This is a genomic window from Rhodoferax bucti, from assembly GCF_005876985.1.
Classification (GTDB): domain Bacteria; phylum Pseudomonadota; class Gammaproteobacteria; order Burkholderiales; family Burkholderiaceae_C; genus Allorhodoferax; species Allorhodoferax bucti.
The window spans coordinates 877,099-899,370 of record NZ_VAHD01000001.1; the positions used below are offsets into that span (position 1 = coordinate 877,099).

A 22,272-nucleotide genomic window follows, 5' to 3' on the forward strand; every position below is an offset into this window, starting at 1 on the left:
TTCCTTCGTTGTCGGTGGGGTGATGCGTCTTTACGCTGACACCCCATCAACAACCAACGAGGGAAACCCATGCAAAAAATCTTCAAGCTCCTCACCGCCGCCTGGCTGGCGTGGGGCACCGTCAACAGTGCTACCGCCCAGGAGGCGCTGGAGCTCACCGACATCCGCTACCAGGGCAGTGTGGGCACCGTGGTCTGGATCGAACTGGCCGAGCACCTGGGCTATCTGGCCCCGCTCAAAGCCAAGTGGGTGGGCAACACCATCAGCGGCCCGCAGGATGTGCAGGCGGTGGTGACCAACGACATCGACATTGGCGGTGCCTTCAATGGCGCGTTGGTCAAGCTCATCGTGAAGCGCGCACCGGTCAAGGCGGTGATTGGCTACTACGGGGTGGACGACAACACCTGGACGGGCTACTACGTCAAAAACGACAGCAACATCAAAACCGCCCGCGACCTGTTGGGCAAAAAAGTGGCCATGAACACCCTGGGTGCCCACCACGATTTCATGGTGCGCGAATACCTGGAGCGCAGCAAAGTGACGGATGCAGAAGCCAAGCAAGTCACGTTTGTGATCACCCCGCCGGTGACCGGCGAGCAGGCGCTGCGCCAGGGGCAGGTAGAAGTCACCACCCTGGGTGGCATCTTGCGCGACAAGGCACTGGAGCGTGGCGGCATACGCCCACTCTTCACGGACCGTGATTTGTTCGGCAACTTCACTGCGGGCTCGTATGTGCTGCGCAACAAGTTCATTGAGCAAAACCCCAAGGCTTCCAAGCACCTGGTGGGCGCCATAGCCAAGGCCATTGAGTGGGCCAAAGTCACACCCGCTGCCCAGGTGCGCAGCACCTTTGAAGGCATCATCAAAGCCCGGGGTCGTGCAGAGAGCGCCGACGCCATCCAGTACTGGAAGAGCACCGGCGTGCCCTCCACCGGCGGGTTGGTGCTGGACAAAGACCTGCAGACCTGGATCGACTGGCTGGTGAAGGAAGACATCATCAAGGCCGGCCAGGTCAAGCCCACCGATCTGTACACCAACGCCCTCAACCCCTACGCCAACGGCGCCAAGGTGGCCCTGAAATGAGCGCCGCCAAAATCCAATTCGAGCACGTGAGCAAGACCTTCACCGTGCGTGCTGACGATGGCGCTCCCGCCAGCAGCTTTGTGGCGCTCGACGACGTGAGCCTGGAGGTGCGCGCCGGTGAATTTCTGGTGCTGGTCGGGCCCAGCGGCTGCGGCAAGTCCACCTTGCTGGACTTGTTGGCCGGCCTCACCTTGCCCAGCAGCGGCCGGGTGTTGATTGATGGCAAGCCCATCACCGGCCCTGCGCGGGACCGCGGGGTGGTCTTCCAGCAATACGCGCTGTTTCCGTGGCTCACTGCTTTGGACAACGTGGCCTTCGGGCTGGAGATCGCCGGGCTGGGCCGCAGTGAGCGCCGTGCCAAGGCGGCCGCTTATCTGGACCTGGTGGGCTTGAGCGCTTTTGCCAAGCACTACCCCCACGAAATGTCAGGGGGCATGAAGCAACGCGTGGCCATCGCGCGCAGCCTGGCTTATGAGCCCGAAGTGCTGCTGATGGACGAGCCGTTTGCCGCACTGGACGCGCAAACCCGCGAGACCCTGCAAGAGGAGCTGGTGGACATCTGGCGCCGTACGGGCAAGACCATTGTGTTCATCACCCACGGCATCGACGAAGCCGTGGTGCTGGGCCAGCGGGTCGCGGTGATGACCTCGCGCCCGGGGCGCATCAAGCAGATCGTGGACATCCCCGAGAGCCTGCACGCCGGCACGCCCGATGTGCGCTCGCTGCCGCAGTTCGGCGCATTGCGCCATGAAATCTGGAACCTGCTGCACGACGAAGTGGCCGCAGCCCGCCAACAGCGCCGCGCCCATATCGCCACGCTGCCCACCACCCGCAAGGAGAACAGCCATGTCTGAGATCAGTTTGAGTGCTGCCAATGCCGGCAGCGTATCGGCCCCCGGGCCGTTGGCGATTGCGCCGCCCGCCGCCTGGCTGCGGGTGTGGCGCCATGTGCTACACATAGGCTGGCGCTCTGCGCTGGTGGTGGCATTGGCCGCGTGGTGGGAGCTGGCTCCGCGCCTGGAGCTGACCGACCCGGCCTTCTTCCCGCCATTGAGCGAGGTGCTGGCTGCCGGCTGGGCCTTGGCTTTGAATGGCCAGCTCTGGCAGCACACCTCGGCCAGCGTAGGCCGAGCGCTGGGGGGCTTTGGCATTGCGGTGTTGTATGCCGTGCCCTTGGGGCTGGCCATTGGCTGGTACCGCAGCCTCGGGGAGTTTTTGAACCCGCTGATTGAGCTGCTGCGCAACACCGCGGCACTGGCCTTGTTGCCGGTGTTCATTTTGTTGCTGGGCATTGGCGAGGTGTCCAAGGTGGCCATGGTGGTCTACGCCTGCTCTTGGCCGCTGTTGCTCAACACCATTGCAGCGGTGAAGCAGGTAGACCCACTGCTCATCAAGTCGGCCCGCACCATGGGGGCGAGCGCGCGGCAGCTGTTTCTCAAGGTCATCCTGCCCGCATCGGTACCCACCATTTTTGTGGGTATCCGCCTGGCCAGTGCCACCTCCATTCTGGTGTTGGTGGCGGCCGAAATGGTGGGGGCCAAGTCCGGCCTGGGCTACCTGATCATTTACGCGCAATACAGCTTTCTGATTGCCGACATGTACTTCGGAATCATCGCCATCACGCTGATTGGGGTGCTCTTCAACGCGCTGCTGCAAGTGGCCGAGCGCCGCCTGACCGCCTGGAAACCCGGCGCGGGCAACACCTGATTTTTCACTCCACGTTTCATTCTTTCATTCGCAAAAAAGGAACTGCTATGTCACAACGCAAACTGCGCCTGGGCGCCTTCATCATGGCCACCGGCCACCACATTGCCGCTTGGCGCCACCCAGGGTCGCAAATCGACTCGGGCACCAATATCGACCACTACATCGAGGTGGCCAAAACCGCCGAGCGCGGGTTGTTTGACCAGGTTTTTGTGGCCGATAGCCCCGGCCTGTGGTTCGATGGAGACGACGAAGCCTTCAGCCGCCAAGGCCGGGTCTCGCACTTCGAGCCCGTGACGCTTTGGGCTGCACTGGCCACGGCCACCAAACACATCGGCTTCGTGGCCACCGCGTCCACCACCTACGAAGACCCGTATCTGTTGGCGCGCAAGTTCGCGTCGCTGGACCACATCAGCAAAGGCCGTGCGGCCTGGAATGTGGTGACCACTGGCGCCGAGAATGTGTACGGCAACTTCGGTTTCGACAAGCACCCCGACCCCGAGACGCGCTACGAAAAAGCGCATGAGTTTGTGGATGTGGTCAAAGGTTTGTGGGATAGCTTTGAAGACGACGCCTTCAGCCGCGACGCGGCCAGCGGCGTGTACTTCGACCCCGCCAAGCTGCACACCCTGAACCACGAGGGCAAGTACCTCAAGGTGAAGGGCCCGCTCAACATCGAGCGCTCCCCCCAAGGCTACCCGGTGATCGTGCAGGCCGGCTCGTCCGAGCCGGGCAAGGAGCTGGCGGCAGCCACTGCCGAGGCCATTTTTACCGCCTGGACCAGCCTGGCCGAGGCGCAGGCCTTTTATGCCGATGTGAAAGGTCGTCTGGCCAAGTACGGCCGCCGCCCCGAGCAGCTGCTGGTGCTGCCGGGCATATCCCCGGTGGTGGGCCGCACGCAAGAAGAGGCGGATGCCAAATGGGCCGAGTTGCAAAAGCTCATTCACCCTTCGGTGGGTCTCAGCACGATTGCACCGTTCTGGCCCGGTGAAGATTTGTCGAAGTGGGACCTGGATGCACCACCGCCCTACATTCCCCAGCCGCCCTTGGGCCGCAACAGCCGCGCCCACGTGGTGCTGGAGTTAGCCCGCCGCGACAAGCTCACCGTGCGCCAGTTGTACGAGTACCTGGCGGGTGCGCGCGGGCACTGGGTGGTGGTGGGCACGCCCGAGAAGATTGCCGACGAGATCCAGACCTGGTTCGAGAACGACGCGGCCGACGGCTTCAATGTGATGCCTCCAGTACTGCCTGAATCGCTGGACGACTTTGTGGAGCTGGTGATTCCGGAGTTGCAACGCCGCGGCCTGTTCCGCACCGAGTACGAAGGCAACACCTTGCGCGAGAACCTGGGCCTGGACCGCCCGGCCAACCAGTTCACTGTGCGCAAACAGAAAGCCGCGTAGTCATAGGCGTGGCCGGGTGCATGCCCGGCCCGTTTGGCGTGTTCAGGCGGCCAAGGCCGTGCTGGGTTGGGGCAGCAGCGATTGCAACAGCGCGCTACCCAGCGGCCAGGGGCCGAAGCCGGCTTCCACGTTGATATGGCCGGCGTCGGGCAGGCGCACAAACTCGCTCTTCCACGCCCGCGCGTAAGCACCTGCGGTGCGCACCGGGCAAAATGGATCGTTGGTGCTGGCCACCACGATGCTGCGATAGGGCAGGGGTTGGTAGGGCACAGGCGCAAAGTCCGCCAGAATGCCGCGCCGCTCGGGGTCGGCCGGGGCTACTAGCAGGGCGCCCACAATCCGATCAGTTGCTTCGGGTGGCAAGTGACTGGTGGCGATGCAGCCCAGGCTGTGGGCGGCAATGACCACGGGGCCCTCAATGTCCAGAATGTGGCGGGTGATGGAGGCGACCCATGCGGAGCGCGTAGGGGTGATCCAGTCGTCCTGATGCACACGCACGGCACCCGGCAGCTGCTCGGCCCACAGGGTTTGCCAGTGGCCGGGGCCGGAGTCGCGCCAGCCGGGAACAATCAACACAGTAGACATGGACTCACCTTCAAAACTTGCGAGGGGCCATTCTGCGCAAGCCGCCTTCGAAACCCAACGAATACTTTGTTGTTTGCTTATGCGCAGCACGCACGGCCACGCGCGCTGAAGGTGGGTCTTTAAGATCGGTGCATGACTTTGCGCTCTACCTCTTCCGCTTCGCCTTTGGCCGCCCTGTATCCGCTCTTGTTTGTGGCCCTGTGGAGCACCGGCTTCATCGGAGCCAAGTTCGGCTTGCCTTATGTGGAGCCGCTCACTTTTCTGGCCGTGCGCTACGCCGCGGTGTTGGTGTTGATGGGCGTGGTGGTGTGGCGCACCCGCGCACCCTGGCCGGCCACCTTGCGCGAGTGCAGGCACATTGCCGTGACCGGCGTGCTGGTGCATGCGGTGTATCTGGGTGGTGTGTTCATTGCCATCGGCCATGGTCTGCCGGCCGGTGTGGCGGCCATTGTGGTGGGGCTGCAGCCTTTGCTCACCGCGCTGGGGGCTGGCTGGTTGCTGCGTGAAAAAGTGCGGGCGACGCAGTGGGCGGGCTTGGCGGCAGGCTTTGCCGGTGTGGCGCTGGTGGTGGCGCACAAGGTGGCCGCCGGTGCGGGGTTGGCCACGCTGTGGACCTTGTTGTTCCCGGTGGTTGTGGCCCTGCTGGCCATCACGGCCGGCACGCTGTACCAAAAGCGCTATTGCCCTTCGTTTGATTTGCGCACGGGCTCGCTCATTCAGTTCATTCCCAGCCTGATGTTGACCGGCTTGGCAGCCGTTGCCACCGAGACCTTGCACATCGAGTGGACCGGGTCCTTCGTGTTTGCGTTGGCCTGGTTGGTGCTGGTGTTGTCGCTGGGGGCCGTCACGCTGCTCAATGTGCTGATCCGCAGCGGCAGCGCCGTCAATGTGGCCAGCTTGTTTTACCTGGTACCGCCTTGCACTGCGCTGGTAGCCTGGGCCTTGTTCGGCGAGACGCTGACGGGCTTGGCGCTGGCCGGCATGGGGCTCACCGTGTTCGGAGTCTGGCTGGCGCGCAAATAGAAAAGCCCGGGCCGTGAGGCCGCGGGCTGTGCTGGCTGGAATGCGGGCGATCAGAGCTTGGCGATGGACACTTCGGTGGACTTCACCAGAGCGACGACGTCCGACCCGATGGCGAGTTGCAGGTCGTCCACAGAGCGCGTAGTGATGACAGAAGTGACGATGCCCCAGGGGGTTTCAACATCGATTTCCGAGACCACGTCGCCGCGGATGATTTCGCGTACCTTGCCCTTGAACTGGTTGCGTACGTTGATGGCTTGAATGGACATGGCAGTTTTCCCTTGCTGTAGTTTGCTATATTTTTTGTAGCTGCTTGCGCATGTTCTATAAGCGCTAGCAGCACTTTTGATTACTTTTTGGTGTAAATCTGGTCAAAGCTGGCGCCGTCGGCAAAGTGTTCCTTGTCTGCCTTTTCCCAGCCTCCGAATGCTTCTTCAATGGTGAAGGTCTTGAGAGGCTGGAACTGCTTGGCGTATTTCGCACGGGCCTTCTCGGAAATCACGGGGCGGTAGAAGTTTTTGCCGGCAATGTCCTGGCCTTCTTCGCTGTACAGGTATTTCAGGTACTCCTCGGCCACGGCACGGGTGCCTCGTCTGTCCACGTTCTTGTCGACCACGGCCACGGCAGGCTCGGCCAGGATGGACAGGGGCGGCGCAATCACGTCGAACTTGGCGCCGAATTCTTTTTCCAGCAGGTACGCCTCGTTTTCCCATGCAATCAGCACATCGCCCTGGTTGCGCTGGGCGAAGGTGATGGTGGAGCCGCGCGCGCCGGTGTCCAAGATAGGCACATTGCCGTACAACTTGGCCACAAACTCTTTGGCCTTGGCGTCGCTGCCGTATTTGCGCTTGGCAAATTCCCACGCGGCGAGGTAGTTCCAGCGTGCGCCACCCGAGGTCTTGGGGTTGGGGGTAATGACTTTGACGTCAGGGCGGATCAGGTCATCCCAATCCTTGATTTTCTTGGGGTTGCCCTCACGCACGGCCAGCACGATGGTGGAGGCGTAGGGCGTGGAGTTGTGGGGCAGGCGTTTTTGCCAGTCTGCTTTGATCCAGCCGCCGTTCTTGGCGATGGCATCGGTGTCGCCGGCCAAAGCCAGGGTCACCACGTCGGCATCCAGGCCGTCAATCACGGAGCGGGCTTGCTTGCCGGAGCCACCGTGGCTTTGCTTGATGGTCACGTCCTGGCCGGTTTTGGCTTTCCAGTACTTGGCAAAGGCGGCATTGAATTCCACGTACAGCTCGCGGGTCGGGTCGTACGACACGTTGAGCAGGGTGATGCTTTGTTGCGCAAGGGCAGGGCCCGCAGCGGCAGCCAAAGTACCAGCGAGTACCAAGCCGCCCAAAGCGCGGCGGGTGAGAGTGGTGCCGCGAACTGCGGTGGCGATAGAAGCAAAGGGCATATCAACTCCAGAAAACAACGCGTTAATGCGATAAGGAGGATTCTGGAGAGCCTTTAATCAAACTGGAACTACGGAATTTTCAGTTCTTAATAACTAAAACATCCTTAGACGGGTGATTTGCATGCTTTCTCTGCGTGGGGTTGGCCTGTCGCTGCCACCGGACTTCTCTGCCCGAACTTTGCAAATATTTCCCAATATCAATACGTTATCGCATCTGTATGGGAAAACCCTAGTCACATGATGCATAAAAATACATGCAATCGTGCCAAAAGTATTAACCTCCATTTAGGCCGACTCCTACCATTCAGGCCTGTCGATGCGTAGTTGGCATTGGCTGAACACCCCCGGAAATTAACAACAGGAGACAGTTACATGAAACTCAAAGCGTCTTTGGCTTTGGCCTTCGGTCTGGTTGCTAGTGCTGCGTTTGCGCAGACAGAGTTGGTCGTGGCGACCGTGAACAACGGCCACATGATCGAAATGCAAAAGTTGAGCAAGAACTTCGAAACCGCCAACCCCGACATCAAGCTCAAATGGGTGACGTTGGAAGAAGGCGTGCTGCGCCAGCGCGTGACGACCGACATCGCCACCAAGGGTGGTCAGTTCGACGTGATGACCATCGGCATGTACGAAACCCCCATCTGGGGCAAAAAGGGTTGGCTGCAAGAGCTCAAGACCGACGCCAAGTACGACGCAGACGACATCCTGCCCGCCATGCGCAATGGTTTGAGCGTGGACGGCAAGATGTTTGCCGTGCCTTTCTACGGCGAATCCTCCATGCTGATGTACCGCAAGGACTTGGCTGACAAGGCCGGCATCAAGGTGGCAGACAAGCCCACCTGGACCGACATCAAGGCCCTGGCTGCCAAGATTCACGATCCCAAGAACGGCGTGTACGGCATCTGCTTGCGCGGCAAGCCAGGCTGGGGCGACAACATGGCCTTCCTGAGCACCTTGGTGAACACCAACGGCGGCCAGTGGTTTGACATGAACTGGAAGCCCCAACTGGAAAGCCAGCCCTGGAAAGACTCCATCAACTTCTACGTGGACCTGCTGAAGAACTACGGCCCTCCCGGCTCTTCTGCCAACAGCTTCAACGAAATTTTGGCGCTGTACAACGAAGGTAAGTGCGGCATGTGGATCGATGCGACCATTGCAGCGTCCTTCATCACCGACCCCAAGCAGTCCAAAGTGGCTGACAAGGTGGCCTTCGCACAAGCACCTACTGCTGTGACCCCCAAGGGTGCCAACTGGCTGTGGGCATGGGCATTGGCCATTCCTTCCGGCTCCAAGAAAGTGGACGCAGCAACCAAGTTCGTGACCTGGGCGACTTCCAAGGAATACATCGAATTGGTGGCCAAGACCAATGGCTGGGCCCACGTGCCTACCGGTACCCGCAAGAGCACTTACGCCAACCCTGAGTTCACCAAGGCCGCCAAGTTCGCTGCTGCTGAAAAGGCTGCGATCGACTCTGCCAACCCCAACGACAGCACTTTGCCCAAGTCTCCGTATGTCGGTGTGCAGTTCGCCGCGATTCCTGAGTTCCAGGCGATCGGTGCCACTGTAGGCCAGCAAATGAGCGCAGCTTTGGCCGGCAAGACATCGGTGGATGCAGCTTTGAAGGCTTCTCAAGTCGCGGCAGACCGCGAAATGAAGAAGGCCGGCTACTACAAGTAAGCCTTTCTCTCCGGTAGGTTGACTTCAGGCGCGCGGGGAAACCTGCGCGCCCTTTTTCACCGCTTTTCGAGCGACGCTCAGCGAGAGACTTCCCCATGAACCGATTTATCCCCCGCGCCCTCATGACGCCGGCGATCGCCACGCTATTTCTGTGGATGATCGTGCCCTTGGTGATGACCCTGTACTTCTCGGTCATTCGCTACAACCTGATGCAGCCCGACCAGAGCGGCTTCATCGGACTGGAAAACTTTGAATACTTCGTGACCGACCCTTCGTTCGGCACGGCGGTGATGAACACCTTGCTGCTGTTGGGCAGCGTGATCCTGATCACCGTGGTGTTTGGCACCTTGATTGCGTTGCTGATCGACGAGCCTTTCCCCGGCCGTGGTCTGGTGCGCATTCTGCTGATTTCGCCCTTCTTCGTGATGCCCACCGTGAATGCCTTGCTGTGGAAGCACATGATGATGAACCCGATTTACGGGGTGCTGGCCCAGGTCTGGCATTTCTTCGGTGCTGCGCCGGTGGACTGGCTCACCGACTTCCCGCTCTTCAGCGTGATCGTGATCGTCTCCTGGCAGTGGTTGCCGTTTGCGACCCTGATCTTCATCACCTCGCTGCAAAGCATGAACCGCGAGCAGTTGGAAGCCTCCCGCATGGACGGCGCCAACTACCTGCAACAGCTGCGCTACCTCTACCTGCCCCACATGGCCCGCTCGGTGGCGGTGGTGGTGATGATTGAAATGATCTTCCTGCTCAGCGTGTTCGCCGAGATCTATACCACCACCGGTGGTGGGCCCGGCGATGCGAGCACCAACGTGGCCTTCTTGATCTTCAAGCAGGCGCTGTTGAACTTTGATGCCGGTGTGGCTTCCGCAGGCGCGCTCTTTGCCGTGGTGCTGGCCAACATTGCTGCCGTCTTCCTGATCCGCATGGTCGGCAAAAACCTCGACAAGTGAGTAAGTGAGCTGCACATGACACAACCCAAATCTTTCCCCTGGCTGCATTGGTTGCGCACTATCGTGGCGTGGCTGGTCACCCTGATGCTGTTCTTCCCCTTGGGCTGGCTGGTGCTCACCGCCTTCAAGACGGAGTTGCAAGCCATCTCGGTGCCGCCCCTGCTGTTTTTCACGCCCACGATGGAGAACTTCGAGATCGTGCAAGAGCGTAGCGACTACATGCTCTACGCCCAGAACTCACTCATCACCAGCGTGGCGTCTACCATTCTGGGCCTGGCCTTGGCCTTCCCTGCGGCCTACGCCATGGCCTTCTTCAAGGGCAAGTACACCAAGGACATCCTGATGTGGATGCTCTCCACCAAGATGATGCCGGCGGTCGGCGCCCTGGTGCCGGTGTATGTGATGGCACAGACCAGTGGCCTCTTGGATACCCGCACCGGCTTGGTGATCGTGTTCACCCTGTCCAACCTGCCCATCATGGTGTGGATGCTGTACTCCTACCTCAAGGAGATTCCGAACGAGATCCTGGAAGCCTCCCGCATGGACGGCGCCACGCTCTGGAGCGAGTTCCGCTACGTGCTCTTGCCTCTCACCATGGGCGGTCTGGCCTCCACCGGTCTGTTGACCCTGGTGCTGAGCTGGAACGAGGCCTTCTGGTCCCTGAACCTGAGTGCGGCCAAGGCCGGCACGCTGGCCACCTTGATTGCCAGCTACTCCAGCCCGGAAGGCTTGTTCTGGGCCAAGTTGTCCGCCGCGTCCTTCATGGCGATCGGCCCCATCGTGGTCTTCGGCTGGTTCAGCCAGAAACAACTGGTGCAAGGCCTGACCTTCGGCGCCGTGAAGTGATGCACACCCCCCGGCTTGCCCACTGCGTGTGGCCGCGCTCCCCCTTGCAGGGGGCGGTGCCAGCAGCCCGGCTGAGCCGGTTCTGCGGCACCCCTGGGCCTGTGTGCCTGGTACGTCAACGTTCCTAACAAATACATTCAGGAGACCTCTTTCATGTCTTACCTCCAACTCAGCGGTGTTGAAAAACTGTTCGGCGAACACCGTGTTATCAAGGGCATTGACCTGTCCATCAAGCAAGGCGAATTCGTGGTGTTTGTGGGCCCGTCGGGCTGTGGCAAGTCCACGCTGCTGCGCCTGATTGCCGGCCTGGAAACCATCGACGGCGGCAGCTTGCAGCTCGACGGCCGCGACATCACCCACCAGCCCTCCAGCAAGCGCGACCTGGCCATGGTGTTCCAGAGCTACGCGCTCTACCCGCACATGAGCGTGTTCGAAAACATGAGCTTTGCGCTCAAGCTGGCCAATGTGGACCCCGCCATCATCAAAGACAAGGTGGACCGCGCTGCCAAGATTCTGAACCTCACCAACTACTTGGAGCGCACGCCCAAAGAGTTGTCGGGCGGACAGCGCCAGCGCGTGGCCATCGGCCGTGCCATCGTGCGCGCGCCCAAGGTGTTCTTGTTTGACGAGCCGCTCTCTAACCTGGACGCCGCACTGCGGGGCCAAACGCGTATCGAGATCGCCAAGCTGCACCGCGACCTGGGCGCCACCACCATCTACGTGACCCACGACCAGGTGGAAGCCATGACTCTGGCCGACCGCGTGGTGGTGCTGCGCGACGGCAACATCGAGCAAGTCGGCACCCCGCTGGAGCTGTATGACCGCCCGGCCAACCAGTTCGTGGCCCAGTTCATCGGCACGCCACAAATGAACGTGGTCGAAGCCGCCAAGCTGCCCTCGATTACCGACGTGGCCGGTGTGCAAGTGCCTGCCCTGGGCTCCATCGGACTGCGCCCCGAGAGCATCACGCTGGTGCCTGCCGGCCAGGGTGCGGTGCAAGCCAAGGTGGAGTTGATCGAAGCCCTGGGTGCCGAAACCCTGATCTACGTCACCACCGACAGCGGTGCCCAGCTGGTCGCCCGCTTGAACACTCGCACCGACCTGCATGTGGGCAACGCCGTGGAGGTGCAGATCGACTCCCAGGCTGCGCACTTGTTTGACGCCAACGGCCGCATCGTGGCGGCGCCTGCTGCCTGATTCCAACTTATCCGCCCGATTGCCATGACAACTTCCACAACAACTCCTTTGCAAGGCCAGGTCGCTGCTGTGACCGGTGCGGCCTCCGGTATCGGCTTTGCCAGCGCGCAGGCTCTCGTGCAGGCCGGTGCCCGTGTGGTGCTGGTCGACCGCGATCAGGCGGCACTGGACCGCGCCTGTGCCGCGCTGGGCGCGCAGGCGCTGCCCTTGGTGCTGGATTTGCTGGACCCCAAGCAATGTGCCACTTTGCTGGCGCGCGTGCTGGAGCTGGCCGGACGTCTGGATATTTTTCACGCCAACGCCGGTTTGTATGTGGGCGGCGATCTGGTGGAGAACGACCCGGACGCCATCGACCGCATGCTGAACCTCAACGTCAACGTGGTGATGAAGAACGTGCACAACGTGCTGCCGCACATGATCGAGCGCGGCGTGGGCGACATCATCGTCACCAGTTCGCTGGCTGCCCACTTTCCGACTCCCTGGGAGCCGGTGTACGCCTCGTCCAAATGGGCCATCAACTGCTTTGTACAAACGGTGCGCCGCCAGGTGTTCAAGCACGGCATCCGCGTCGGCTCCATTTCTCCCGGCCCGGTGATTACGTCCTTGCTGGCCGATTGGCCTGCGGAAAAACTGGCCGAGGCCAAGGCCAAAGGCAGCTTGCTGGAGGCCTCCGAAGTGGCCGATGTGGTCATCTTCATGCTCACCCGTCCGCGCGGCATGACCATCCGCGACGTGGTGATGATGCCCACCCAGTTCGACCTTTGAGCGCTTTCTGACCCTATTCCTTTTTATTGCTGACCATGACCACGATTCTTCACCTCGGATTGGGCTCCTTCCACCGCGCGCACCAAGCGCTGTATATCCACCAGCTGCGCCAGTTGGGCGATGCCGCATGGTCTATCACCGGAGGCAACCTGCGCCCCGACATGCTCGACACCATGGCTGCCCTGCAAGCCCAAGGTGGTGCCTACACGCTGGAAACGGTGACGCCCCAAGGCGAGCGCAGCTACACCCGCATTGAGTCGATTCAAAAAGTCATTCCTTACCAAGACGATTTGGCCCCCTTGATTGCCGCGGGTGCGGATGCTGATACGCGCATCATTTCGTTCACTGTGACCGAAGCCGGTTACTACCTCGATGCCAAGAACCAGCTGGACTGGGCCACGTTTGCCGATTTGCGCGCGGACCTGGAAGCCGTCAAAGCCGGCAAGGCCGGCCACACCATTTATGGCGGCCTGGTGAGCATCTTGCGGGCCCGCATGGCCAGCGGGGCCGGCCCAGTCACCCTGATGAACTGCGACAACCTGCGCCACAACGGCGAGCGTTCACGCAGCGGGCTGTTGCAATTCATCGATGCCCTCGGCGATGCCGCGCTCAAGGCCTGGGTGGAGCAGAACACCCGCAGCCCCAATGCCATGGTGGACCGCATCACCCCCCGCCCCACACCCGATGTGGCCGAGCGCGTGAAAGCCGCCACCGGCTGGGACGACAAAGCCGCCCTCATGGGTGAGAGCTTTATCCAGTGGGTGATTGAAGACAACTTCATCGCCGGCCGCCCCGCGTGGGAGACGGTCGGGGTGGAAATGGTGGCCTCGGTAGACGCTTATGAAGAAGCCAAAATCCGCCTGCTCAACGCCACCCACAGCTGCATCGCTTGGGCCGGCACCTTGGTGGGCTACCAGTACATCCACGAAGGCACCCACGATGCGGTCATCCGCCGCTTCGCCTACGACTATGTGACGGATGACACCATCCCGGTGCTGGACACGCCCGAAAAGCCCAGCCCGCTGGACCTGCGCGCCTACCGCGATGTGGTGCTGGACCGCTTTGGCAACCCCGCTATCTGCGACACCAACCAGCGCGTGGCCATGGATGGTTACTCCAAGATTCCGGGCTTTATCGTGCCCACCATCCGCGAGCGCTTGGCCCGTGGCGAGTCGATTGCCAGCGTGTCCATGCTGCCGGCCTTGTTCCTGGCCTACTTGCAGCGCTGGCACAAAGGCGAAATTGCCTACACCTACCAGGACCAGGCCATGGACCCGGCCGCTGCCCACGCTATTTGCGAGGCGGCCGACCCGGTGGCGGCCTTCGCGGCCGACCCGGTGCTGTGGGGCCCTCTGGCTTCCAAGCCCCAGTTGGTGGACGCTTTGCGCGTGGCGAGTGCCCGTGTGCAGTTGTTCGTCAAAAACCACTTGGGCTGAGCCGCCGGCTGGAATGCTGGTAAGGTGCTTCTTTGACGTTTTTGTGAGGAAGTTGCCATGGTTGCGACCTATTCATCACATCCGCAGGCGGGAAGTCCGGCCGGTCGCAGCAAAGCGCCCGAGCTGGAGGCCGACTACAACCGCAACCCGTCCTTGGGTTATGAGCCGACCAATGAGGTCGGCTTTATCCGTTGCCTGGACCACGGCTACCCCACGCCGCTGGCGCGGTGGCACTGCCACGACGAATACGAGCTGCACCTGATCACGGCCACTTCCGGCAAGGCTTTTGTGGGCGATTGGATCGGCCCGTTTGAGGCGGGGCAACTCGTGCTCTGCGGCCCCCGCTTGCCGCACAACTGGATTTCGCTGGATGTGCCCGAGGAAGGCGTGGCCCGCCGGGACCTGGTGATCCAGTTCCGCCACGAGCCCCTGGAGAAAGCTTGCCAGTCCATCCCGGAGTTAGGCGAGTTGTTGCCCTTGATGGAGCGTGCGCGGCACGGTATCGAGTTCTTCGGCCTGTCGGACCAAGCGGAAACCCATTGGCGTGCCATCAAGGGTTCGCGGGGGCTCAAGCGTTTCTCGGCGTTTTGCGATTTCATGACCGATCTGGCCCGCTGGGGGGACTACCGCCTGCTCTCGAACGTGCAGATGCGCGGGGTGGAAAACGACACCGAGTTGGACCAGATCAACACCATCGTCAACCGCATTACGGAGAACCCCTCGCACTCCCAATCGGCGGCAGAGGTGGCGGCCGAGCTGGCCATGAGCGAGAGCCGGTTCTCGCGCTTCTTCCGCCGCGCTACCGGCAACACCTACACTGATTTTGTGAATCGGGTGCGCATCAACCGGGCTTGCCAGCTGCTGATGACTTCGGACCGCTATGTGACCAATATCTGCTACGACGTGGGCTTCAACAACGTGGCGAATTTCAACCGCCGCTTTCTGGAGCTCAAGGGCATGACGCCGTCGGAGTTCCGCAAGCAGGCGGAAACCCGTTTCGGCGGCGCACCAGCCGGCGTGTAAAGGCCTGTCTCGCGCGTCAGGCGTGGGCGGCCTTACGTAGCTCGTCCGGCGTGCTGCCGGCCATCTTTTTGAACATGGTGATGAAGGCGGACGCGCTGCCATAGCCCAAATCGAGGGCAATGGTTTCCACCGTTTGCCCCGCTTCCAGCAGCGGCATGGCCCGCACCACCCGCAGGCGTTGGCGCCATTCGGCAAAGGTCATGCCCAGGTCACGCTGGCAGCGGCGCATCAGGGTGCGCTCGGTGCTGTGCACGGCGTTGGCAAATTCGGGCAGGGAGCGGTTGTCTCCGGGCTGTGCCTCCAGCATGCGCAGCACGGCGCCCAGCGCCGGGTCGTCAGAGCCCGGCAGGTAGCTGCCGGCACGCGGTGCGGCACTCAGTTGGTCCAACAGCACTTTGAGCAAACGCGACTCCGCCCCTGCGGCGGGAATGCCGGCGGGTTGCTGGCGCAAATGCTCCAGCAAGGCCCGCACCAAGGGGCTCACCGTGAGCGCGCAGGGCTCGGACGGCAGGTGGTGGCACAGCGGGGTAGATACATACAGCGAGCAGTGGTGGGCGGCTTTGCGGTTCAGGCCCACGTGTTCCAGGTGGGGGGGCAGCCAGATGCCGTATTGCGGGGGCGCCAGGTAGTGGTGGCCGAGCACCTTTACCTCCATCACCCCGCTGAAGGAGTACACAAACTCGCCCCAGGCATGCTGGTGCTCGGGGTAGAGCCCGTGGTCGGGCACATAGGCGCTGCGGAACATGATGGGCGCCGGCAGGCTGGCGCTGGAGAGTGGTATTTCCAGTTTCGGGCGCAGGATGGGCATGCTTGTCGGCTACGGCGTATGGCTTGTCGGTTTTTCACTATATCAAGGAAAGCCGTCACTTCAATAATGACTCCAAGTAGCTAGATAGGAAGTGGTATGGATACGCGCAAGGCAATCGATGGTCAGGCCATCGCCGTGATGATGGTGCTCTGCGCCGCATGGGGCATGCAGCAGGTGGTCCTGAAGGCCACGGCGGCCGATATCTCGCCGGCCCTGCAGATCGGCCTGCGCTCGGGCATTGCGGCGGTGCTTGTGGGGTGCTTTATGCGCTGGCGGGGGCAGCGCATGTCCTTGCGCGACGGTACGTTGCGGCCGGGTATTACGGTAGGGGTGTTGTTTGCCCTGGAGTTTTTGCTGGTGGCCGAAGGCCTGCGCCACACCAGTGCCTCGCACATGGTGGTGTTTTTGTACACCGCACCGATTTTTGCCGCGCTGGGCCTGCATTGGCGTCTGCCCGCAGAGCGGCTGAGTGCCGTGCAATGGCTGGGCATCGCGCTGGCCTTCTCGGGTATTGCCATGACCTTTCTGGGGCGCGGCCAGTCGGGCAGCGCAGATGCCGCCTCCATTTTGTGGGGAGACTTTCTGGGGGTTTTGGCCGCGATGTCGTGGGCGGCGACGACGGTGGTGGTGCGCTGTTCCGTGTTGTCCACGGCGCCGCCGGCACAAACCCTGCAATACCAGCTGGTCATCGCCTGTGTGTGCTTGCTGGCGGGAGCCGTGTGGACAGGCCAAACCCAGGTGCATTGGACGCCTGCGGTCTGGGCGAGCCTGGCCTTTCACGGGATCATCGTGTCATTCGCCAGTTTTTTGGCTTGGTTCTGGATGTTGCGCACCTACCTGGCTTCGCGCTTGGGCGTGTTTTCTTTCATGACACCGTTGTTCGGCATGCTGTTTGGCGCTTGGCTGCTGGGCGAGCCGATCGAGGCGGGCTTTCTCGTGGGGGCCATTCCGGTGTTGCTGGGCATTGTGCTGGTGAGCGCCGGGCCCGTACTTTACAGACGCTTTGCATTGCAGTCGGAATAGACACGATCAATTCACATCTGGGCGACATATCATCAAAAATGCAGGCACAACGTTCGCGTTGACGCCGTATCTCTTTTTTTGATTTTGAAGCCCCGCCCATGAATCTTTACCGTGCCAAAGTTGCGCTGGCTTGCTCAGCCCTTCCCTTGTTGATGCTGGGCTGCTCCGGCAAAACAGATTCCCCTCCGGCCGCCTCCTCAGGAGCGGCCAGCCCGGCGGCAACCCCGGCCAGTGGGGCCGCCAGCGCTCCTGCCGGAGGGCCGGCATCTGTGAGCACGGTCAAGGCACAAAAGAAAGACTTGAGCATCACCCTCAAGGCCACTGGTACCGTGGTGCCCCTGAACGTGGTGGATGTACGCACCCAAGTCAGCAGCACCATCAAGGCGGTGCATTTCAAGGAAGGCCAGTTCATCCAAGCCGGCCAACTCCTGTTCACGCTGGATGCCCGCACGGACGAAGCCAACGTGGCCAAAGCTGCCGCGCAGTTGGCCAAAGACAATGTGTCGCTGGCGGATGCCAAGCGCCAGTTCGAGCGCGCCAAGCAGCTGTTTGCCCAGAACTTCATTTCCCAAGGCTCGGTCGATACGGCCCAGGCGCTGGTGGACAGCGTGAACGCCACGGTGAATGCCGATCAGGCCGCGCTGGATGCTGCCAAGGTGGCCTTGTCGTACTCCCGCATCGTGGCGCCCGCCTCGGGGCGTGCCGGCGCCGTCAATGTGTTTGCGGGCAGTGCCGTGCAAGCCAACGTGACCAGCCTGGTCACCATCACCCAGCTGGACCCGGTGGGTATTCAGTTCAGCATTCCCCAGCGCAACCTCAGTGACGCCTTGGCGGCCCTGAAGGACGGTGCGGCGGTCAAAGCCACGCTGGCCGATGGTGGCGGCACGTTCAAAGGCAAGTTGCAGTTTGTGGACAGCGCGGTGGATGCCAGCTCGGGCGCCGTCAAGGCCAAGGCCGTGTTCCCCAACAAGGACAACAAGTTGTGGCCCGGCGCGTTTGCCGAAGTGCAGCAGACGGTAAGCACGATTGCAGATGCCGTTGTCATTCCGGTCGCGGCCATCGTGCAAGGTGCGCGCGGCACCATCGTCTACGTGGTGGAAGACGGCAAGGCCGTGCTTAAGCCTATCAAGTTGGTGTACTCCGAGGCGGGCGAAGCCGCGGTCACCGGCATCAAGCCCGGCGACGTGGTGGTGCAGGAAGGCAAGCAGAACTTGCGCCCCAATGTGCCCGTGGTGGAGCGCGCCAAAGAGAGCAAGGATGGCAAAGACAAGCCCAAAGAAGGCGATGCCAAAGCCACCGATCCCAAGCCTACCGATCCCAAGTCCACCAGTGACGCCGCAGCACCGGTGAAGCCATGAGTATTTCCGAACACTTTATCCGCCGTCCGGTGATGACGGTGCTGCTGAACCTGGCCATCGTCTTGGCCGGGGTGATCGGTTTTCGCAGCATCCCCGTGTCGGCTTTGCCCAGCTACGACACACCGGTGATCAACGTGTCGGCCGCCCTGCCGGGCGCCAGCCCGGAGACCATGGCGACCTCCGTGGCCTTGCCGCTGGAAAAGCAATTCCAGACCGTGCCCGGGCTCAAAACCATCAGCTCGACGAGCACACTGGGCAGCACCTCGCTGACCCTGGAGTTCGAAGAGTCCCGCAACATCGATGCCGCTGCGGTGGACGTACAGGCCGCCTTGCTGCGCGCCCAACGCTCGCTGCCCAGCGACATGACCAACCCGCCGTCGTACCGCAAGGTCAACCCGGCGGATGCGCCGGTGCTGCTGGTGGCGCTGCAGTCGCCCTCGCTCTCGCCTGCCGAGTTGCAAGACTACGCCGAGCATTTGATCGTGCCCACCTTGTCGACGGTGGATGGCGTGGCCCAGGTCAACGTGTTCGGTGCCAAGCGCTATGCGGTGCGTGTGCGCGTCAAGCCCGACGCGCTGGCGGTGCGCAACATCGGTCTGGACGAAATCAGTGCGGCGCTCAAGGCGGCCAACGTCAACACGCCGGTCGGCACGCTGGAAGGCCCCAAGCAGACCCTGGTGCTGCAGGCCAACAAACAGCTGCGCAGCGCGGCGGAGTTCGCCGACCTCATCGTCAGCACCAAAGGCGGCAACCCGGTGCGCCTGCGCGATGTGGCCACGGTGGAAGACAGCTTGGAAACCCTCAAGAGCTGGGCCACCTTGAATGGTGACCCCTCCATCACCTTGGCGGTGCAGCGCCAGCCGGGCGCCAACACCGTGCGCGTGGTGGACTCCATCCGTGCCGCCTTGCCGGACCTGCAAAGCCAGATGCCCGCCTCGGTGAAGATGACGCCGGTGAACGACCGCTCCCTGTCGGTGCGCGAAGCCCTGCACGATGTGACGCTCACGCTCATTGGCACCATCGCGCTGGTGGTGCTGGTGATCTTCTTGTTCCTGCGCCGCTTTGTGGCCACGGTCATTCCCACGCTCTCGCTGCCGGTGTCGCTCATTGGTGCGGTGGCGCTGCTTTGGGGCCTGAACTACAGCCTGGACAACATCTCGCTCCTGGGCCTCACGCTGGCCGTGGGCCTGGTGGTGGACGACGCGATTGTGGTGCTGGAGAACATCATCCGCCACGTTGAAAACGGGGAGAACTCCTTCCAGGCCGCGCTGCGCGGCGCGCGCGAAGTGGGTTTCACCATCATCTCGATTTCGGTGTCGTTGATTGCGGTGTTCATCCCGATCTTCTTCATGCCCGGCGTGATCGGCCTCTTGTTCCACGAGTTTGCGGTGGTGGTGGCCTTGTCCATCGTGGTATCGGCCTTTGTGTCTTTGACCTTGGTGCCCATGCTGGCCAGCCGCTTCCTCAAAGACGAGGCGCACATGAAGCCGCCGGGCGCTGTGGTACGCAGTTTTGAGCGTGCCTTCAATGCCACTCTGGCGGGTTACACCCGCATGCTGGACCTGGCGCTGGCGCACCGCTATGTGATTCTGGGCGTGGCGATTGCCACCTTTGTGGCTACCGGTTGGTTGCTGCAAGTGATTCCCAAAGGCTTCTTCCCGGAAGAAGACATCGGCCAGATCCAGGTAACCACCGAAGCCGCAGAAGACACCTCTTTCCCCGCCATGGTGGCCCTGCAGGAGCGTGCTGCCGAGATCATCCGCAAGGACCCCAATGTGGCCATGGTCAGTTCCTTCAACGGCGGCAATGGTGCGCAAAACACCGGGCGCATGTTTGTGACCCTCAAGCCGCAGAGCGAGCGCGAGCCCATGAAGAAAGTGGTGGAAGGCCTGCGCAAGAAGCTGCGCGGCGTGGCCGGCATCAACGTGTTCATGCGGCCCACCCAAAACTTGCAACTGGGCGGCCGCCAGAGCAAGGCGCAGTACCAGTACATCCTGCAAAGCATCAAGGCTGATGAGCTCAGCACCTGGGCCCAGAAGCTGCAAGAGAAGCTGCGCGCAGACCCGCTGTTCCGCGACGTCACCAGCGACTCGCAGCTGCGTGGCCTGCAGGCCCAGCTCAAGATCGACCGCGACCGCGCCAACTCCCTGGGCGTGTCGGTGGACAGCATCCGCACCGCACTCTTCAGCGCCTTCGGTGAGCGCCAGGTCTCCACCATCTACCTGCCGACCGACAGTTACCAGGTCATCATGGAAGTGGCGCCCGAGGCTAAGCAGGATGAGGCGGCCCTCAACAGCATTTATGTGCGCTCCAGCAACGGCGGCCTGGTGCCCATGAGCAGCTTCACCACGGTGGAACGCGCGGTGGGGCCGACCTCCATCAACCACGTGGGCCAGTTGCAGGCGGTGACGGTGTCCTTCAACCTCGCGCCCGGTGCGGCCTTGGGCGATGCCACCAGCCATATCGATGCGGCGCGCGAAGCCATCCAGATGCCGGTGTCCATCATCAGCACCTGGGGCGGCGATGCGGCGGTGTTCAAGAACTCGCAGGGCAGCCAGGCCATTTTGGTGGTTGCGGCGCTGCTGGTGATTTATGTGCTGCTGGGCGTGCTGTACGAGAGCTACATCCACCCCATCACGATTCTGGTGGGCTTGCCGTCGGCCGCGACCGGTGCCTTGGCCACGCTGATGTTCTTCGGCCAGGACCTGACGCTGATTGCCACCATCGGTTTGGTGCTGCTGATCGGTATCGTGAAGAAGAACGCGATCATGATGATCGACTTCGCGCTTGACGCCCAGCGCCACCAGGGCATGACGCCGGCCGAGGCCATCCGCGAGGCCTGCATCTTGCGCTTCCGCCCCATCATGATGACCACGCTGGCGGCCTTGATGGGCGCTTTGCCGATTGCTTTGGGCCTGGGTGCGGGTGCCGAGCTGCGTCAGCCCCTGGGCTTGGCGGTGGTGGGGGGCCTGATCTTCTCGCAGGCCATTACCCTCTTCATCACGCCGGTGCTCTACCTGATGCTGGAGCGCTTCAGCGGCACCGGGCCTATTCAGACGCCGGAGGCCGCGCAGGTCGAGGTTTAAGCACCCGTCCGGGCTTTGCGCTTGGCGCGGGCCCGGATGTTCAAGGCTTCTACCGCCAGCGAAAACGCCATGGCCGCGTAGATGTAGCCCTTGGGGATTTCCTGGTCAAAGGCTTCTGCGGTGAGCGCCATGCCCACCATCACCAGAAACGCCAGCGCCAGCACCTTCACAGAGGGGTGGCGGTCCACAAACTCCCCGATGGGCTTGGCCGCCACCAGCATCACCCCCACCGAGGCCACCACGGCGGCCACCATCACACTGATCTGGTCCACCATGCCCACGGCGGTGATCACCGAGTCCAGCGAAAACACGATGTCGATGATGGCGATTTGCCCGATCACCGACCAAAACAACTTGGCGCCGGCCGACTTGACCACTGCCGGGTCGGTGGCCGCAGGGGCATGTTCATCCTGCGCTTCCACCTCTACAAAAATTTCGTGCGACGCCTTGTAGAGCAAAAACAGGCCGCCGGCCAACAGCACCAGGTCGCGCCCGCTAAAGCCTTTGCCGGCCACGCTGAACAAGTCTTCGGTCAGGCCCATGACCCAGCTCAGCGAAAACAGCAGCAACAGGCGCGAGCCCATGGCAAAACCCAGCCCGAGGCGGCGGGCCTTGTCGCGCACATCCGGGGGTAAGCGGCCCACCAGAATCGAGATGAAGATGATGTTGTCAATGCCCAGCACGATCTCCAGCGCGGTCAGCATGGCGAAGGCAATCCAGACATTCGGGTCGGTGAGAAATTCCATGGTCAGGTCCTTGAGAGAGGGTGGTTGTGCGTGGCATCCTAGCGGCTTGGCCTGCCGTGTGGGGCATCTTCTTGCGGGGACGTCTCTGTTTTGCTCCTGTTTTTGTAGCTGCTTGCGCATGCTCCACGAGCGCTGGAGGCCGATTTCTTTACAA

20 protein-coding genes are annotated in these 22,272 nt (G+C 62.0%); 15 read left to right on the forward strand and 5 right to left on the reverse strand.

Annotated elements, in window-relative coordinates:
* The first annotated feature begins 69 nt into the window (after positions 1-69).
* The 4 genes from FDM28_RS04225 to FDM28_RS04240 are packed head-to-tail and all read left to right on the forward strand — an operon-like array spanning position 70 to position 4,190.
* Positions 70-1,083 (forward strand): ABC transporter substrate-binding protein, encoded by a 1,014-nt coding sequence (locus FDM28_RS04225; RefSeq protein ID WP_138513335.1) that lies wholly within the window; start codon positions 70-72, stop codon positions 1,081-1,083.
* A complete protein-coding gene (locus tag FDM28_RS04230; RefSeq protein ID WP_138513337.1) occupies positions 1,080-1,937 on the forward strand; it encodes an ABC transporter ATP-binding protein in 858 nt (285 codons plus the stop codon). The genes FDM28_RS04225 and FDM28_RS04230 overlap by 4 nt, the downstream gene beginning before the upstream one ends.
* Positions 1,930-2,790, forward strand: coding sequence for an ABC transporter permease (locus FDM28_RS04235; protein ID WP_138513339.1), 861 nt, complete (start codon positions 1,930-1,932; stop codon positions 2,788-2,790). The genes FDM28_RS04230 and FDM28_RS04235 overlap by 8 nt, the downstream gene beginning before the upstream one ends.
* A gap of 47 nt (positions 2,791-2,837) precedes the next feature.
* Positions 2,838-4,190, forward strand: coding sequence for an LLM class flavin-dependent oxidoreductase (locus tag FDM28_RS04240; RefSeq protein ID WP_138513341.1), 1,353 nt, complete (start codon positions 2,838-2,840; stop codon positions 4,188-4,190).
* 42 nt (positions 4,191-4,232) lie between these two features.
* Here FDM28_RS04240 and FDM28_RS04245 read toward each other — a convergent pair whose 3' ends face one another.
* Positions 4,233-4,775 carry an RBBP9/YdeN family alpha/beta hydrolase gene (locus FDM28_RS04245; protein ID WP_138513343.1) on the reverse strand — a complete coding sequence of 181 codons (543 nt, stop codon included), beginning with the start codon at positions 4,773-4,775 and terminating at the stop codon, positions 4,233-4,235.
* A gap of 132 nt (positions 4,776-4,907) precedes the next feature.
* On the opposite strand from FDM28_RS04245, the gene FDM28_RS04250 reads away from it, so the two are divergent.
* A complete protein-coding gene (locus FDM28_RS04250) occupies positions 4,908-5,798 on the forward strand; it encodes a DMT family transporter (protein ID WP_138513345.1) in 891 nt (296 codons plus the stop codon).
* 50 nt (positions 5,799-5,848) lie between these two features.
* On the opposite strand, the gene FDM28_RS04255 is transcribed toward FDM28_RS04250, so the two are convergent.
* Positions 5,849-6,064, reverse strand: coding sequence for a TOBE domain-containing protein (locus FDM28_RS04255; RefSeq protein ID WP_087495629.1), 216 nt, complete (start codon positions 6,062-6,064; stop codon positions 5,849-5,851).
* 80 nt (positions 6,065-6,144) lie between these two features.
* Positions 6,145-7,197, reverse strand: coding sequence for a sulfate ABC transporter substrate-binding protein (locus FDM28_RS04260; RefSeq protein WP_138513347.1), 1,053 nt, complete (start codon positions 7,195-7,197; stop codon positions 6,145-6,147).
* Between the two features lie 372 nt (positions 7,198-7,569).
* On the opposite strand from FDM28_RS04260, the gene FDM28_RS04265 reads away from it, so the two are divergent.
* The 7 genes from FDM28_RS04265 (at position 7,570) to FDM28_RS04295 (ending at position 15,097) form a co-directional block, all read left to right on the forward strand.
* Positions 7,570-8,874 carry an ABC transporter substrate-binding protein gene (locus FDM28_RS04265; protein ID WP_138513349.1) on the forward strand — a complete coding sequence of 435 codons (1,305 nt, stop codon included), beginning with the start codon at positions 7,570-7,572 and terminating at the stop codon, positions 8,872-8,874.
* Positions 8,875-8,969: 95 nt separating this feature from the next.
* Positions 8,970-9,830 (forward strand): carbohydrate ABC transporter permease, encoded by an 861-nt coding sequence (locus FDM28_RS04270; protein WP_138513351.1) that lies wholly within the window; start codon positions 8,970-8,972, stop codon positions 9,828-9,830.
* Between the two features lie 15 nt (positions 9,831-9,845).
* Complete coding sequence (locus FDM28_RS04275; protein ID WP_138513353.1) at positions 9,846-10,676, forward strand: carbohydrate ABC transporter permease; 831 nt, start codon at positions 9,846-9,848, stop codon at positions 10,674-10,676.
* A 153-nt stretch (positions 10,677-10,829) separates the two neighbouring features.
* Complete coding sequence (locus FDM28_RS04280; RefSeq protein WP_138513355.1) at positions 10,830-11,873, forward strand: ABC transporter ATP-binding protein; 1,044 nt, start codon at positions 10,830-10,832, stop codon at positions 11,871-11,873.
* Positions 11,874-11,897: 24 nt separating this feature from the next.
* Positions 11,898-12,638: an SDR family oxidoreductase gene (locus tag FDM28_RS04285; RefSeq protein ID WP_138513357.1), complete on the forward strand. Its 741-nt coding sequence runs from the start codon at positions 11,898-11,900 to the stop codon at positions 12,636-12,638.
* Positions 12,639-12,673: 35 nt separating this feature from the next.
* Positions 12,674-14,074 carry a D-arabinitol 4-dehydrogenase gene (gene dalD, locus FDM28_RS04290; RefSeq protein ID WP_138513359.1) on the forward strand — a complete coding sequence of 467 codons (1,401 nt, stop codon included), beginning with the start codon at positions 12,674-12,676 and terminating at the stop codon, positions 14,072-14,074.
* Positions 14,075-14,131: 57 nt separating this feature from the next.
* Positions 14,132-15,097 carry an AraC family transcriptional regulator gene (locus tag FDM28_RS04295; RefSeq protein WP_138513361.1) on the forward strand — a complete coding sequence of 322 codons (966 nt, stop codon included), beginning with the start codon at positions 14,132-14,134 and terminating at the stop codon, positions 15,095-15,097.
* 16 nt (positions 15,098-15,113) lie between these two features.
* Here the strand turns inward: FDM28_RS04295 and FDM28_RS04300 are convergent, their stop codons facing one another.
* Positions 15,114-15,905, reverse strand: coding sequence for an AraC family transcriptional regulator (locus tag FDM28_RS04300; protein WP_138513363.1), 792 nt, complete (start codon positions 15,903-15,905; stop codon positions 15,114-15,116).
* A gap of 96 nt (positions 15,906-16,001) precedes the next feature.
* Between FDM28_RS04300 and FDM28_RS04305 the strand changes: the two genes are divergently transcribed.
* The 3 genes from FDM28_RS04305 to FDM28_RS04315 all read left to right on the forward strand — a co-directional run bounded on the left by FDM28_RS04305 (position 16,002) and on the right by FDM28_RS04315 (position 21,372).
* Complete coding sequence (locus FDM28_RS04305) at positions 16,002-16,928, forward strand: DMT family transporter (RefSeq protein WP_138513365.1); 927 nt, start codon at positions 16,002-16,004, stop codon at positions 16,926-16,928.
* Between the two features lie 98 nt (positions 16,929-17,026).
* Positions 17,027-18,286 carry an efflux RND transporter periplasmic adaptor subunit gene (locus FDM28_RS04310; protein WP_138513367.1) on the forward strand — a complete coding sequence of 420 codons (1,260 nt, stop codon included), beginning with the start codon at positions 17,027-17,029 and terminating at the stop codon, positions 18,284-18,286.
* Positions 18,283-21,372 (forward strand): efflux RND transporter permease subunit, encoded by a 3,090-nt coding sequence (locus tag FDM28_RS04315; RefSeq protein WP_138513370.1) that lies wholly within the window; start codon positions 18,283-18,285, stop codon positions 21,370-21,372. Before FDM28_RS04310 ends, FDM28_RS04315 begins: the two co-directional genes overlap by 4 nt.
* On the opposite strand, the gene FDM28_RS04320 is transcribed toward FDM28_RS04315, so the two are convergent.
* Positions 21,369-22,118 (reverse strand): TerC family protein, encoded by a 750-nt coding sequence (locus FDM28_RS04320; RefSeq protein ID WP_138513372.1) that lies wholly within the window; start codon positions 22,116-22,118, stop codon positions 21,369-21,371. The genes FDM28_RS04315 and FDM28_RS04320 overlap by 4 nt on opposite strands.
* Between the last annotated feature and the right edge of the window lie 154 nt (positions 22,119-22,272).

Coding starts and splice junctions, on each gene's coding strand:
- FDM28_RS04225 (WP_138513335.1), top strand. CDS start 70: ATGCAAAAAATCTTCAAGCTCCTCACCGCCGCCTGGCTGGCGTGGGGC.
- FDM28_RS04230 (WP_138513337.1), top strand. CDS start 1,080: ATGAGCGCCGCCAAAATCCAATTCGAGCACGTGAGCAAGACCTTCACC.
- FDM28_RS04235 (WP_138513339.1), top strand. CDS start 1,930: ATGTCTGAGATCAGTTTGAGTGCTGCCAATGCCGGCAGCGTATCGGCC.
- FDM28_RS04240 (WP_138513341.1), top strand. CDS start 2,838: ATGTCACAACGCAAACTGCGCCTGGGCGCCTTCATCATGGCCACCGGC.
- FDM28_RS04245 (WP_138513343.1), bottom strand. CDS start 4,775: ATGTCTACTGTGTTGATTGTTCCCGGCTGGCGCGACTCCGGCCCCGGC.
- FDM28_RS04250 (WP_138513345.1), top strand. CDS start 4,908: ATGACTTTGCGCTCTACCTCTTCCGCTTCGCCTTTGGCCGCCCTGTAT.
- FDM28_RS04255 (WP_087495629.1), bottom strand. CDS start 6,064: ATGTCCATTCAAGCCATCAACGTACGCAACCAGTTCAAGGGCAAGGTA.
- FDM28_RS04260 (WP_138513347.1), bottom strand. CDS start 7,197: ATGCCCTTTGCTTCTATCGCCACCGCAGTTCGCGGCACCACTCTCACC.
- FDM28_RS04265 (WP_138513349.1), top strand. CDS start 7,570: ATGAAACTCAAAGCGTCTTTGGCTTTGGCCTTCGGTCTGGTTGCTAGT.
- FDM28_RS04270 (WP_138513351.1), top strand. CDS start 8,970: ATGAACCGATTTATCCCCCGCGCCCTCATGACGCCGGCGATCGCCACG.
- FDM28_RS04275 (WP_138513353.1), top strand. CDS start 9,846: ATGACACAACCCAAATCTTTCCCCTGGCTGCATTGGTTGCGCACTATC.
- FDM28_RS04280 (WP_138513355.1), top strand. CDS start 10,830: ATGTCTTACCTCCAACTCAGCGGTGTTGAAAAACTGTTCGGCGAACAC.
- FDM28_RS04285 (WP_138513357.1), top strand. CDS start 11,898: ATGACAACTTCCACAACAACTCCTTTGCAAGGCCAGGTCGCTGCTGTG.
- dalD (WP_138513359.1), top strand. CDS start 12,674: ATGACCACGATTCTTCACCTCGGATTGGGCTCCTTCCACCGCGCGCAC.
- FDM28_RS04295 (WP_138513361.1), top strand. CDS start 14,132: ATGGTTGCGACCTATTCATCACATCCGCAGGCGGGAAGTCCGGCCGGT.
- FDM28_RS04300 (WP_138513363.1), bottom strand. CDS start 15,905: ATGCCCATCCTGCGCCCGAAACTGGAAATACCACTCTCCAGCGCCAGC.
- FDM28_RS04305 (WP_138513365.1), top strand. CDS start 16,002: ATGGATACGCGCAAGGCAATCGATGGTCAGGCCATCGCCGTGATGATG.
- FDM28_RS04310 (WP_138513367.1), top strand. CDS start 17,027: ATGAATCTTTACCGTGCCAAAGTTGCGCTGGCTTGCTCAGCCCTTCCC.
- FDM28_RS04315 (WP_138513370.1), top strand. CDS start 18,283: ATGAGTATTTCCGAACACTTTATCCGCCGTCCGGTGATGACGGTGCTG.
- FDM28_RS04320 (WP_138513372.1), bottom strand. CDS start 22,118: ATGGAATTTCTCACCGACCCGAATGTCTGGATTGCCTTCGCCATGCTG.